This is a genomic window from Streptomyces sp. BYX5S (assembly GCF_054724165.1).
The window spans coordinates 6,912,308-6,924,831 of record NZ_CM138829.1; the positions used below are offsets into that span (position 1 = coordinate 6,912,308).

General features: G+C 72.4%; 12 protein-coding genes. 6 read left to right on the forward strand and 6 right to left on the reverse strand.

What is annotated here, in order from left to right:
- The first annotated feature begins 96 nt into the window (after window positions 1-96).
- The 4 genes from ACYBSK_RS31105 (at window position 97) to ACYBSK_RS31120 (ending at window position 3,631) form a co-directional block, all read left to right on the forward strand.
- The gene (locus ACYBSK_RS31105; protein WP_457480582.1) at window positions 97-1,035 is read left to right on the forward strand and encodes an AurF N-oxygenase family protein; all 939 of its coding nucleotides are present in this window, start codon (window positions 97-99) and stop codon (window positions 1,033-1,035) included.
- A gap of 236 nt (window positions 1,036-1,271) precedes the next feature.
- Window positions 1,272-1,997: a TetR/AcrR family transcriptional regulator gene (locus ACYBSK_RS31110; RefSeq protein ID WP_457480583.1), complete on the forward strand. Its 726-nt coding sequence runs from the start codon at window positions 1,272-1,274 to the stop codon at window positions 1,995-1,997.
- Window positions 1,998-2,076: 79 nt separating this feature from the next.
- Entirely contained in the window at window positions 2,077-2,361 is a 285-nt protein-coding gene (locus ACYBSK_RS31115; RefSeq protein WP_457480584.1) for a hypothetical protein, read from the forward strand.
- Window positions 2,362-2,497: 136 nt separating this feature from the next.
- A complete protein-coding gene (locus ACYBSK_RS31120) occupies window positions 2,498-3,631 on the forward strand; it encodes a C40 family peptidase (RefSeq protein WP_460244104.1) in 1,134 nt (377 codons plus the stop codon).
- 148 nt (window positions 3,632-3,779) lie between these two features.
- On the opposite strand, the gene ACYBSK_RS31125 is transcribed toward ACYBSK_RS31120, so the two are convergent.
- The 5 genes from ACYBSK_RS31125 to ACYBSK_RS31145 form a co-directional block, all read right to left on the reverse strand.
- Entirely contained in the window at window positions 3,780-5,036 is a 1,257-nt protein-coding gene (locus ACYBSK_RS31125) for a styrene monooxygenase/indole monooxygenase family protein (protein ID WP_460244105.1), read from the reverse strand.
- Window positions 5,037-5,133: 97 nt separating this feature from the next.
- Window positions 5,134-5,763 carry a GTP-binding protein gene (locus tag ACYBSK_RS31130; RefSeq protein ID WP_457480587.1) on the reverse strand — a complete coding sequence of 210 codons (630 nt, stop codon included), beginning with the start codon at window positions 5,761-5,763 and terminating at the stop codon, window positions 5,134-5,136.
- On the reverse strand, window positions 5,744-6,184 hold the full coding sequence (locus tag ACYBSK_RS31135) for a DUF742 domain-containing protein (protein WP_457480588.1): 441 nt from the start codon (window positions 6,182-6,184) through the stop codon (window positions 5,744-5,746). The genes ACYBSK_RS31130 and ACYBSK_RS31135 overlap by 20 nt, the downstream gene beginning before the upstream one ends.
- Window positions 6,181-6,654, reverse strand: a complete 474-nt coding sequence (locus ACYBSK_RS31140; RefSeq protein ID WP_457480589.1) for a roadblock/LC7 domain-containing protein — start codon at window positions 6,652-6,654, stop codon at window positions 6,181-6,183. Before ACYBSK_RS31140 ends, ACYBSK_RS31135 begins: the two co-directional genes overlap by 4 nt.
- Before the next feature lie 35 nt (window positions 6,655-6,689).
- The gene (locus ACYBSK_RS31145; RefSeq protein ID WP_460244106.1) at window positions 6,690-9,374 is read right to left on the reverse strand and encodes a sensor histidine kinase; all 2,685 of its coding nucleotides are present in this window, start codon (window positions 9,372-9,374) and stop codon (window positions 6,690-6,692) included.
- Window positions 9,375-10,046: 672 nt separating this feature from the next.
- Here ACYBSK_RS31145 and ACYBSK_RS31150 point away from each other — a divergent pair.
- Window positions 10,047-10,835 carry a protein phosphatase 2C domain-containing protein gene (locus ACYBSK_RS31150; RefSeq protein ID WP_457480590.1) on the forward strand — a complete coding sequence of 263 codons (789 nt, stop codon included), beginning with the start codon at window positions 10,047-10,049 and terminating at the stop codon, window positions 10,833-10,835.
- 60 nt (window positions 10,836-10,895) lie between these two features.
- Here the strand turns inward: ACYBSK_RS31150 and ACYBSK_RS31155 are convergent, their stop codons facing one another.
- Window positions 10,896-11,396: a MarR family winged helix-turn-helix transcriptional regulator gene (locus ACYBSK_RS31155; protein ID WP_457481919.1), complete on the reverse strand. Its 501-nt coding sequence runs from the start codon at window positions 11,394-11,396 to the stop codon at window positions 10,896-10,898.
- Window positions 11,397-11,635: 239 nt separating this feature from the next.
- Between ACYBSK_RS31155 and ACYBSK_RS31160 the strand changes: the two genes are divergently transcribed.
- A complete protein-coding gene (locus ACYBSK_RS31160) occupies window positions 11,636-12,475 on the forward strand; it encodes a lysozyme (RefSeq protein WP_460244107.1) in 840 nt (279 codons plus the stop codon).
- Window positions 12,476-12,524: the final 49 nt, after the last annotated feature.

Genomic DNA, 12,524 nt, shown 5'->3' on the forward strand with positions numbered 1-12,524 from the left:
CGTGCGAAAGGGATTGACGGGCTTGCTGACGCGCAGTCTCATAAGGACGGATGCAGGCGTGACCACAGGTAACCCGTACGACGATGTGGGGACCCCATGACGACCATGACGGAGACCGACGCGCTGGCCGGGCTGCGGGACGCGCTCGGCCTGCTCAAGGACCGGGAGCAGGTGGCCGAGCGACTGCTCGCGTCCTCCGCCAAGCACTCCTTCGACCCGGACGAGGAGCTGGACTGGGACGCGCCCTTCGAGGAGGGCAAGTGGTTCTGGCCGCCCGAGCTGGTGTCGCTGTACGACACCCCGCTGTGGAAGCGGATGGGCGAGGAACAGCGGATCCTCCTCTCCCAGCACGAGGCGGCGGCGCTGGCCTCGCTCGGCATCTGGTTCGAGCTGATCCTGATGCAGCTGCTGGTCCGGCACGTCTACGACAAGGCGGCGACGAGCGCGCACGTGCGGTACGCCCTCACGGAGATCGAGGACGAGTGCCGGCACTCGAAGATGTTCGCGCGTCTGATTTCGCGGGGCGAGACGCCGTGGTACCCGGTGGCGCCCGTCCACCACAACCTCGGTCGCCTCTTCAAGACGATCTCCACGACACCCGGCTCGTTCACGGCGACGCTGCTCGGCGAGGAGGTCCTCGACTGGATGCAGCGTCTGACGTTCCCCGACGAGCGCGTGCAGACCCTGGTCCGGGGCGTGACGCGCATCCACGTCGTGGAGGAGGCGCGCCATGTCCGGTACGCGCGCGAGGAGTTGCGGCGCCAGATGGTCACGGCGCCGCGCTGGTCGCAGGAGTTCACCCGGCTGACGTCGGGCGAGTTCGCCCGGGTCTTCTCGGTGGCCTTCATCAACCCGCAGGTGTACGCGAACGTGGGCCTCGACAAGAAGGAGGCGATGGCGCAGGTCAAGGCCAGCGGCCACCGCCGCGAGGTCATGCAGTCCGGCGCCAAGCGGCTGACCGACTTCCTCGACGACATCGGCGTCCTGCGCGGCGTCGGCCGCCGGATGTGGCGGTCCTCGGGACTTCTGGCCTAGGGCCTGTCGTTTGGATCAGGCCGGATCAGGGAGCGGGGGCAATGGGGTCTCCCCTGCTCGAGCGGAGCCGAGAGCTTGGGGAAGCGTGCGATCGCAAGGCGGAGGAGGGCGTCGACGCGGAGCGTCGGCAACCGACGACAACGCCGCGAGCGTGCGTGCCAGCCCCCGCGAGCCCGGCCTGGTCCAAACGACAGGCCCTAGACGGAAGGCGCGCGGTGGCGGTTACGCTTCGGGGCATGACCTCGGCCACCGGTACGCCCGCCTACAAACGGCTCCGTGTGGAGGAGCGGCGCGCGCAGCTTCTCGAGTCGGCGCTGTCGCTGTTCGCGCACCGGGCGCCGGAGGAGGTCTCGCTCGACGACGTGGCGGAGGTCGCCGGGGTCTCGCGTCCCCTCGTCTACCGCTACTTCCCTGGCGGCAAGCAGCAGTTGTACGAGGCCGCGCTGCGCTCCGCCGCCGACGACCTGGAGCAGTGCTTCGCCGAGCCTCCCGAGGGTCCGCTGACCGCGCGCCTGACCCGCGCGCTCGACCGCTACCTGGGCTTCGTCGACCAGCACGACATGGGGTTCGCGGCGCTGCTCCAGGGCGGCAGCGTGGTGGAGACCTCCCGGACGACGGCGATCGTGGACGGGGTGCGCAGGGCCGCGGCCGAGCACATCCTCAGCCACCTCGGCCAGGCCGTGCCGGGGCCGCGCCTGCGGATGACCGTCCGGATGTGGATCACGGCGGTGGAGGCGGCCTCCCTGATCTGGCTCGACGAGGGCAAGCAGCCGCCGCGGGACGAGCTGCGCGACGGACTGGTCGACCAGTTCATGGCGGTCCTGACGGCGACGGCGGGCCGGGACCCCCAGACGGCGGACGTGGTCCGGTACGCGCTCGCGCTGGAAGGACCGGAGGGGCCGGTGGGAGAGCTGGCGCGGCGAGTGCTGCCGGTGGTGGCCGGGGCGGGGCATCTGCTCTGAGCGGCGGCCCCGGCACGGGGGTGCGCGACCGCGTGGGTGCGCGTGACCGGCGCGGGCGGGGCTGCGTGACACTGGTGGGGTGAAGAGCGAAGACATTCCCTTTGTGGGCGGGCCCCTCGACGGGCGGGTGCTGCCGGTGCTCGTGACCGCCACCGGGAATCCGCCCAAGGTGTACCGGGTGCCGGTGCCGGGCGCCGACGGCGGTCCGGACACCGTGCTCGTGTACCTGCGGGAGGCCGAGCCCGGCGGGAAGGGCGTCCGGCTCGTGGCGAAGTGGCGGTACGTGTTCGCGCCCGACGGGCGGGCGGAGCGGCGCGTTCGGTGGCCCTGGTCCAAGGCGGACGGCGGGTCCACGGAGGCGTAAAGGCGGCTCGCCGGGCGGGCACCGGACGGGTGGCGGCGTTGGGCCGAAGCGAGCAGCCCGACGGGTGGGCCGGGCGCCGTTCTGTTCAGGTACACGGTGCGGGGCACAGGGGTTGCCCCGTACCGGAGGTGATCAGGTGTCAGGCAGGCTGGTGCGGTGGGTGTGCACGGTGGCCGTCACGGGGGCGCTGCTCGTACCGATGCCCGCGAGCGCGGCGCCGGCCCCCGTCCCGGAACCCGGCGGGGAACGCTCGGTCGCCGAACTCCTCGCGGACCTCCAGCGGTTGTACCAGGAGGCCGAGGAGGCCACCGAGACGTACAACGCGACGGAGGAGACGCTCAAGGAGCGCCGCGAGGAGGCGGACGCCCTCGCGCGGAAGCTGGCCGCCGCGCGGTCCTCGCTGTCCGGCAGCCGCCTCGACGCGGGGCGGCTGGCGCGCCAGCAGTACCAGGCCCGCAGCGACATCTCCCCCTACGTACGGCTGCTGCTCGCGCGCGATCCGCAGCGGGCGCTCGACCAGGGCCGTGTGCTGCGGCGCGCCGCGCGTGAGCAGCAGGCGACCGTGGACCGGCTGGTGGGCCGGGAGAAGAAGGCCGACGCGCTGGCGACGAGGGCGCGGGGGGCGCTGGACGCGCGGCTGCGGGTCGCGGAGCGGCAGAAGAAGGACCGGGACGCGGTGCGCGAGCGGTTGCGGGAGGTCGAGGCGCTGCTGGCCTCGCTCACCGCCGGGCAGCTCGCCGAGCTGGCGCGGCTGGAGGAGCAGGGGACGGCGGAGGCGCAGCGGGCGTTCATGGCGTCCGGGGCGCTGAGCTCCGCCGGGAGGGCGCCGTCGAAGGCGGGCGCGGAGGCGCTCGCGTACGCGGTGCGGCAGATCGGCAAACCGTATGTGTGGGGTGCGGAGGGGCCCGGGTCCTTCGACTGTTCCGGGCTCACGTCGCAGGCGTGGGCGCGGGCGGGGCGGGGCGTTCCGCGGACGTCGCAGGAGCAGTGGGCGACGCTGCCGCGGGTGCCGGTGTCGGAGTTGCGCCCGGGTGACCTGGTCGTCTACTTCCCCAAGGCCACGCATGTGGCGCTGTACCTGGGGGACGGCATGGTGGTCCAGGCGCCGCGGCCCGGCACCCGGGTCAAGGTCTCCCCCATCGCCTCGAACCCCCTCCTCGGCGCGGTCCGCCCCGACCCCGAGGAGCCCCCGCTCCCCACCTACGAGCCCCCACCGATCCCCTCCGGGGCGATGGACGGCGACGACACGGGCTACGCGGCGACCCGGTGACACCCTCGGGGCTCCGCCCCGAACCCCGCTGCTCAATCGCCGCAGGGGCTCGATGGGGTCAATTGAAGCCCCTGCGGCGATTGAGCAGCCGGGGGCCGGGGCGGAGCTCCGAGGCCGTAACGCCGTCGTCCGAAAGCCCCCGGAGGGGTTACGCGTTGGTCAGCGACCCGAGGTACGCATTCGTCTTCTCCGGCTCGTAGAAGAAGTTCTCGAAGTCGGACGGGTCGTTGAACCCGTTGGCGAAACGGTCGGCCACCGGCTGCAACTGCATACCCGCACCGATCAGGTTGAGCACGTGCTCCGGCGGCGCCTGCAACATCGTGTTCGTCCACTTCGTGACATGCCGCGCCGTGTCCCAGTACCGGTCGAACGCCGACTGCATCCAGTCCTCGTCGAACGGCTTGTCACCGTGCTCCACGATGGACGCGAGGTACGACGCCGCGCACTTGGACGCCGAGTTGGAGCCCTGGCCCGTGATCGGGTCGTTCGCGACGACCACGTCGGCGACGCCGAGCACCGCCCCGCCCCCCGGCAGCCGACCGATGGGGTTGCGGACCGTCGGGGCGTACCGGCCGGCCAACGTGCCGTTCGCGTCCGTCAGTTCGACCTTCGTGGCGCGCGCGTACTCCCACGGCGTGAACTTCTCCATCAGCTCCAGCGTGAGCGCCAGGTGCTCGGAGGGGTCCTTGATGCCCTTGAACGCGTCCACCGGCCCACCGGGGATGCCCTCCCAGAAGAGGATGTCCGCGCGCCCGGACGTGGTGAGCGTCGGCATCACGAAGAGCTCGCCGACCCCCGGCACCAGGTTGCAGCGGACCGCGTCGAAGTCGGGGTGCTCGGGGCGGACCCCGAGCCCGTGCACGTACGCGACGGCCAGCGCGCGCTGCGGCTCCGTGTACGGGGACTTCTCGGCGTCACGGCCGAACATCGAGACCAGCTCGCCCTTGCCGGCCGAGACCAGCACCAGGTCGTACGTGCGCGAGAAGTAGTCGAGGTCGGAGACCGCCGCACCGTGGATCACCAGCTGGCCGCCGCGCTGCGCGAACGTGTCCATCCAGCCCGCCATCTTCACGCGCTGGTCGACGGACTGCGCGAAGCCGTCGAGCCGGCCGACCCAGTCGATGGCCCGCTGGGTGGGGCCCGGGTCGTGCGAACCGGGCGCCGCGACCGAGACACCGAGGCCCTCGATCTTCGGCGCCTGCGACTCCCAGAAGTTGAGCTGGAGGTCGCGCTCGTGCTGGAGCGCCGTGTGGAACATGCACTGCGTCGACATGACCCGTCCGGAACGGATCTCGTCGGCGGTGCGGTTCGACATCAGGGTGACCTCGTACCCCTGGGTCTGGAGGCCGAGGGCGAGCTGGAGACCGGACTGGCCGGCTCCCACGACGAGTATCTTCCGCGACATATGAGACTGCCTTAACTGCCGTAACTGCTGATGGTGGTGTGTGGGGGGCGGGCCTGGCGGCTGCCGATCGTACGCGCGACGACCGCGGCCACCGCGACTACTCGGGGGTGACGTCCAGCGCGTGGCCGACGAGCGCCAAGAGCGTCTCGATGGCCGCGATGCGGCGCCGCGCGTCCATGATCAGCACCGGTACGTGCGGCGGCACCGTCAGCGCCTCGCGGACGTCGTCGGTCGCGAACTCCTCCGAACCGTCGAAGTGGTTGACGGCCACGATGTACGGCAGCCCGCAGCTCTCGAAGTAGTCGAGCGCGGGGAAGCAGTCCTTCAGACGGCGGGTGTCGGCGAGCACGACAGCGCCGATCGCGCCGCGCACCAGGTCGTCCCACATGAACCAGAACCGCTGCTGGCCCGGCGTGCCGAACAGGTACAGGACCAGGTCGTCGTCGAGCGTGATGCGGCCGAAGTCCATGGCGACGGTGGTCGTCGTCTTGTCCGGCGTCGCGGTGAGGTCGTCGGTGTCCTCGCTCGCCTGGGTCATCAGCGCCTCGGTCTCGAGGGGCTGGATCTCGGAGACGGCGGACACCAGGGTCGTCTTGCCGACGCCGAAGCCGCCCGCCACGATGATCTTCGTGGCGACGGGGGCCCGGGTTCTGTCCGTCTGCCAGGCCTGCAACTGCTCTTCTTCTATGGGCAGTTCGCCGAGCAGTTCAGAGGCGGCGGAGTCCACTCAACACCCTTTCGAGGAGCGCCCGGTCCGGCTGTCCGGGGCCGTGTCCTGTTCCGTATACACGGATCTTTCCCTGGTCGGCGAGGTCGCTGAGCAGCACGCGGACCACGCCGAGCGGCATCTTGAGCAGCGCGGCGATCTCCGCGACGGTCCGCATCCGGCGGCACAGCGCGACGATGGCCCGCATCTCCGGCATGATGCCGGCGAGCCCGCCCTTGCCGAGCTCCGGCCGCTCCTCGGGCCCCTCGATCGCCGCGGTGCTCGCGATGAACGTCTCGACGAGCAGCACATGGCCGAAGCGCGTACGGCCGCCCGTCAGGGAGTAGGGGCGCACGCGGGCGGGCCTGCGGTCCCCGCCACGCGTGGGGAGTTTGCTGGCACCGTTCGTACTGTGAGCACTGCTCGGCGTGCCGGGGGTCATCGGGTGGCCTCCATCGACTGGCGCAGCTCGCTGCGGAGTTCGGGCGTCAGGACGTGCCCGGCACGGCCCACGAAGAGCGCCATGTGGTACGCGACGACGCCCATGTCGCAGTCCGCGGACGCGTGCACGCCCAGCAGCGAGCCGTCGCTGATCGACATGACGAAGAGGCTGCCCTCGTCCATCGCGACCATCGTCTGCTTGATGCCGCCGCCGTCCATGAGCTTGGCGGCGCCGATGGTCAGCGAGCCGAGCCCGGCGACGATGGCCGCCAGGTCGGCGCTGGACCCTTTGGGGCCGCTGCTCTGCTCCGCGTCCGCGGCGGCCGCGTGCCGGCCGGGGTCGGAGGAGAGCAGGAGCAGCCCGTCGGACGAGACGACCGCGACGGATTGCAGCGCCGGCACCTCCTCGACCAGGTCGGTCAGGAGCCAGTGCAGATTGCGTGCCTCGTTACTGAGACCGTTCCCGTTCATTCCCTTGAGTCCGTTGAGTGCAGGGGTGGGCGCAGTCAACTGCTTGCCTCCTCGGCTGTGTCCCCCTCGGCTTCTCTTTTACGTCTCGGGTTCTCGGCGAGCTCGGCCGTCACGTCGCGGCGGCCCTCCGTGGCGCCGCGGTGGAACCCGCCCAGCTTGCGGCGCAGCGCCTCCGCGTCGACGGAGCCGCTGCGCGGCTTCGGAGCGGCGGCGGGGGCGGCCACCTTCGGGGTGCGCTTGGGCAGGCCCTTGGCGGTGACGCGCTCGGCCGGCTCGGGCCGGGCCTCGGGGGCGGGCTCGGGCTCGGGCTCGGGGTGCGCGGCGGGCTGTTCCTGCTCGTCGTGCGGCGGGCGCTGGTGCGGGAGGTCGGCCGTGGGGGCGGGGGCGGCCGGGGTCTCCTCGGGGGCGAGGGGGGCCAGGGCCTCCTCGGGGGCGGACGACTCCTGCGCCACGACGGGTTCGGACGCGGGCTCCGGCTCGGCCTCCGGTTCGGGCTCGGACTCCAGCTCCGGCTCCGGCGGTACGGGGGTGCCGAGCGCCATGGTCGATTCCATGGGCGTCTCCGCGGGCGCCTCCGTCGAGGGCTCGGCCGCCTCGCGCACGGCGTGCTCCGCCGCCTCGATCAGCGGGTCGCCGGCCGGCGGCTCCGCCACCGTACGGCCGTACAGCTCATTGGAGTTGGCCTCCGCCTCGGACCCCGCGAGCCGCACCGCGGGCGCCGCGCCGGGGACCAGGACGGGGGGCGGCACCGAGGCCGCGGGCGCCGCGGCGAAGAGCGAGGCGGGCAGCACGGCGACCGCCGCGACCCCGCCCTGCTTCTGCTCGCGCAGCCGGACCCGTACGCCGTGCCGCACCGCGAGGCGGGCGACGACGTAGAGGCCGAGCCCGAACCCGTCGACGTCCTCCGGGTCGTGGGCCTCCTCGGCGGTGAACGAGGACAGACGCGTGTTCAGCTCGCGCATCCGGTCGTCGGTCATCCCTATGCCCTCGTCCTGCACGGAGAGCATCACGGAGCCGCTCTCCAGGAGCCAGCCGGAGACCTCGACGGAGGCGTCCGGCGGCGAGAACGACGTCGCGTTCTCCAGGAGTTCGGCGATGAGGTGGCTGATGTCGTCGGCGGCGAATCCGGCGATGTGGGCGTGCGGCGGCAGCGCGGCGATGCGCACCCGCTCGTAGCGCTCGATCTCGGAGACGGCGGCGCGCACCATGTCGACGAGCGCCACCGAGCCGGTGTGCTGCTGACCGCGCTCGGTGCCCGCGAGGACCAGCAGGTTCTCGCTGTGCCGCCGCATGACGGTCGCGGAGTGGTCCAGCTTGTAGAGCGTGGCGAGCCGGTCGGGGTCCTGCTCGCGCTCCTCCAGGCCCTCGATGATGCCCAGCTGCCGCTCGACGAGGCCGAGCGTGCGCAGCGCCAGGTTGACGAACGTGCCGTGTATCGAGTGCTTGACGCGGTCCAGCTTGCGGGCGGCGTCGGCGAGTTCGGCGCGCAGCCGGTCCCGCTCGTCGGCCATCCGCTGGCGCTCGCCGACGAGGTGCTTGCGGTCGGACTCCAGGGTGCCGATGCGGCTGCCCAGCGCGACGGCGTGCGCGTGCAGCGCGTTGATGGAGTCGACGACCTGGGCGAACTCGTCGTTGCGGCCCTTGTACTTGACCGGTTCCTCGGTGGCCGGATCGCCCGCGACGCGCGCGGAGCCGATGCGCAGCGCGGCGAGCGGGTGGGTCAGCGAGCGGGCCGTCGCCATGGCGACGCCGACCGCGACGAGCAGGCAGGCGCCGACCAGCGCGATCCGGATCTCCAGGGCCGTGACGTCGTCGTCGCGCAGCTGTTCCAGGCGCTTGATCCGCTGGTCGCCGAGCGCGGCCTCGGCGCCGCGCATGAGGTCGATGCGGGCGGTGAGGGCGTCCTCGACGTTCTTCGTGTTGTAGCCGAGTTCGGTCTCGCTCAGCGTCGGGGCGTCGGCGAGGTTCTTCAGGTACGCCTCGGCGCGGGTGGCGTCGGGGCCGGTGACGGTGGAGTCGTACGCGCCGACGGACGCGGTCGTGCCCGAGTCGTGGAAGTCGTCGAGCGCGGCCTGTTCGCGCACCCGGGCGCGCTGGCCCTCGGCGCTGAGCGCGTCGCGCTGGGCGCGGGCGGCGTCGGACTGGCCGACGACGTTCTCGCTCAGGCCGGTGGCCGGGTTGATCCGGCTGTTCGTGGTGCGCGGCACGGCGAGCGCGGCGAGCAGCAGGCCCCGCGCGGCGGAGGCCTGTTCCACGGCGCGGTCCAGATCCGCGAGCGCGTACGCTCCGGAGCCCGCGCGCAGCGGTATGCGCTCCGCCAGGTCCTCGGCGAGGGAGTGCAGTTCACGGATGGCGCGGGAGTACGCGGTGTGCGCCTCCAGGGCGGAACCCTTGCCGGTGAGGGCGGAGCGGCGGACGGCGGCGACCTCGTCGAGGTCCTTGCGCAGGGCGGCGGGCGCGTCCACGCGCAGTTCGTCGACCTGCCGGTCGACCCGGGCCCCGCGCTCCTCGCTGAGGCCCTGGCCCTTGGGGCGGCCCGCCGCGATGTACCGGGTGACCTCGTCCCGCTCGTCCGCGAGCGCGTACGACAGGGAGAGCGCCTTCTGGGTCCGCTGGGCGTCGTCGACGAGCGTCTGCGACTCCCCGACGCGGTCGGAGGCCCCGATGACGACGGGAGCCCCGGCCCCCATCACGGCGGCGGCGACCACGGCGACGGCCACGATCAACCGACTCCGCACGCGCACGCGCTTCCCACGGTTGGGGGTATCGGCAGGCTTGGGCGCAGCACTCTGGAGCCCCTGCGGCGCTTGAGCAGCGGAGCCCCGCGTCGTCGAGCCCGGCGCGGCGGCACCTTCAAGCCCCTGCGGCGCTTGAGCAGCGGGGTCCGGGGCAGCGCCCCGCGACGTCGGCCCCGGCGCGGCGGCCACGGCATCCGCGGAGCCCGAAACACCCGGTCCCCCCGGGCCGACACCACCCGTCACACCCAGCCCACTGGCCCCATTACCGCCGGAGGTGTTCCCCACTGATGCTCGCATTCCTGACTCGTCCTACCCATGGGCCCGGGTGACGCCGCGTCAACACTGGTGCCCCTCTGGCCTGGCTCCTGACCCTTCCAGTGCCGGTGAGCAGGGGGCGCCCATCACCTCGCCCGCCACCCGAAGGAGTGAACATCGAGCGGGAGTTGGGGAGCAAGTTCCCTGGCGGAGATCACCCTGCGTCAACCGCGCGCGGGTTGGACGTCTTCCACAGCCTTTGGCAAGATGCCCCGCCACACCCCCGACGGAAGCGATCATTCCGCACAAACCCGGCGCTCAGCCCGGTTCTTCCGGCCGCCACCCGCCAACTCGCGGCGCCTCACGCCCTGGTGAGAGCGCCTCATGCAGACTGACCGCATGCGCATCGAACTGACCACCGAGCCGGGCACCCCCGACCGACCGAACGAGGACTGGGTATCGGTAGCCGCACCGGCCACGGGGCATGGGGGATCACTCATCGTGCTCGACGGGGTCACTCCCCCGCCCGGCGACGACGGCTGCCGGCACTCGGTCCCGTGGTTCACCGCGCACCTCGGCGGGGCACTGGCCGAACTGTCCGTTTCACGCCGGGATATGAGCCTGCTTGACACGCTCGGCGAGGCGATCGCCCGGACCGCCGACGCCCACCGCGACACATGTGACCTTTCTCACCCGCGCACGCCTCAGGCAACCGTCGTCGTCGCCCGCTGGGACGACGAGCGGGTGGAGCATCTGGTGCTCTCCGACTCCGCGTTGCTCGTCGAGGCCCCGGACGGGGCGGTCACCGCGCACCTCGACGACCGGCTCGACCGGGTCCCGCGCGCCCACCTCGTCTCCAACGAGGTCGCCGACGCCACGGTGCGCAACAAGGAGGGCGGTTTCTTCACCGCCGCCGCGGACCCGTCCGTGGCACGGCGCGCGGTGACCGGCACGCTCCCCCGGGCCGAGGTGCGGGCGCTGGCCGCGATGACGGACGGGGTGACCCGGTGGGTGGAGACGTTCCACGAGGGCGGCTGGGCGGACCTGTTCGCGCTCGTCCGCAAGGAGGGCGTGGAGGCGGTGGTGTCGCGGGTGCGGGCGCTGGAGGACGCGGACGAGGCGTCGCGCACGTATCTGCGGCGCGGCAAGGTCCACGACGACGCGACGCTGGCGTACGTGGCGCTGTGACCCGGGGCCCCGCCCCGGCCCCCGCTCCCCGATCGCCGGAGGGGCTCCGACGTCGCGGGACTACTCGGCCCCGGCGTTCAGCTGATGCAGCAGCCGCGCCAGCTCGGCGACCTCGCGCCGGTCCCACCCGTCCAGCTGCCGCACGTACCGCATACGCCGCGCGTCCCGCACCCGCCGGAAGTGCTCGCTGCCGTACTCCGTGAGGGAGACCAGCCAGGCCCGGCCGTCCGCGGGGTCCGGTTCGCGGCCGACGAGGCCGAGCTCTTCCAGCGCGCGCAGCTGGCGGCTCATCGTGGCCTTGCCGACGCCGATGTACGCGGCGAGCTCGGTGGCCCGCTGCGCCCCGCACTCGGCGAGGCGCACCAGGAGCCCGTACGCGGCCGGTTCCAGGTCGGGGTGGACCTCGCGGGCCATCTCGCCGGAGTTGGCGCGGGCCCGGCGCAGGAAGACGGTCAACTCCCGCTCCAGCGCCAGGAACTCGCCGTCCACCGGCGAGGGCGCGGTGCCGGGTCGCGGTGCGCCTTCCGCGTCCCGCCGCCCGTCGTTTCCGTCCTCGCGCACGTCAGTACCCATGACCAGATTTTCTCTGAAAGTTTTCGCCCACCACGGCCGTCGCCGCAGTTCCCCCAGTATTTCGCAGGAGTAGACCAACGGCACACACCGGCCCCTCTTCCCTCCCGGGGTCTACGTGCGTAGCGTTTTACCGCTGCCGTACCCGGCACGCACACCCGTCAGGGTTCACGCCATCAAGCGCACCGGCGCCACCGCACGTCACCCCACGTCGTTCTCGGAGGCCGCTCATGCCCGTGCACAGACCTGTCCTCAACCGTCGCAGACGCGGTTCCCGTCTGGGAATCACCGGCGCCCTGCTCGCGGCGCTCTCCCTCCTCCTCGCCCTGCCGGGCGCGGCCCACGCCGCCGACAGACCGGCCCGCGGCGAGGCGTACATGGGCATGGGGGTCGCCGCGCACGACGGCGTCGGCTCCCTGCCGCCGACCAACTCCATCGCCGCGACCCAGACCGAGGGCGTCGACGTCTCCAGCCACCAGGGCAACGTGGCGTGGTCGACGCTCTGGAACAGCGGCGTGCGCTGGGCCTACACCAAGGCCAGCGAAGGCACGTACTACACGAACCCGTACTTCGCGCAGCAGTACAACGGCTCGTACAACGTGGGCATGGTGCGCGGCGCGTACCACTTCGCGACGCCCGACACGACGAGCGGCGCCACGCAGGCCAACTACTTCGTGGACCACGGAGGCGGCTGGTCCAGGGACGGCAAGACGCTGCCGGGCGCGCTCGACATCGAGTGGAACCCGTACGGCGCCGCCTGCTACGGCAAGACGCAGAGCGCCATGGTGACCTGGATCCGGGACTTCCTGAACCAGTACAAGGCCCGCACCGGCCGTGACGCCGTCATCTACACGGCGACCAGCTGGTGGACCCAGTGCACCGGCAACTACAGCGGCTTCGCCGCCAACAACCCGCTGTGGATCGCCCGCTACGCCTCCACCGTCGGCACGCTCCCGGCCGGCTGGGGCTACTACACGATGTGGCAGTACACCTCGTCCGGCCCGACGGTCGGCGACCACAACAAGTTCAACGGCGCCCTCGACCGCGTCGTGGCGCTCGCCAACGGCTGAGCCCGGTCCAGCCCTCTGGACGATCGAGGACGCGGGGCTCCGGGACGGA

What these genes read in the sequence shown, in the direction of transcription:
- ACYBSK_RS31150 (WP_457480590.1), top strand. Translation starts at nt 10,047, where the DNA reads ATGCGCATCGAACTGACCACCGAGCCGGGCACCCCCGACCGACCGAAC.
- ACYBSK_RS31140 (WP_457480589.1), bottom strand. Translation starts at nt 6,654, where the DNA reads ATGAACGGGAACGGTCTCAGTAACGAGGCACGCAATCTGCACTGGCTC.
- ACYBSK_RS31110 (WP_457480583.1), top strand. Translation starts at nt 1,272, where the DNA reads ATGACCTCGGCCACCGGTACGCCCGCCTACAAACGGCTCCGTGTGGAG.
- ACYBSK_RS31135 (WP_457480588.1), bottom strand. Translation starts at nt 6,184, where the DNA reads ATGACCCCCGGCACGCCGAGCAGTGCTCACAGTACGAACGGTGCCAGC.
- ACYBSK_RS31105 (WP_457480582.1), top strand. Translation starts at nt 97, where the DNA reads ATGACGACCATGACGGAGACCGACGCGCTGGCCGGGCTGCGGGACGCG.
- ACYBSK_RS31125 (WP_460244105.1), bottom strand. Translation starts at nt 5,036, where the DNA reads ATGTCGCGGAAGATACTCGTCGTGGGAGCCGGCCAGTCCGGTCTCCAG.
- ACYBSK_RS31160 (WP_460244107.1), top strand. Translation starts at nt 11,636, where the DNA reads ATGCCCGTGCACAGACCTGTCCTCAACCGTCGCAGACGCGGTTCCCGT.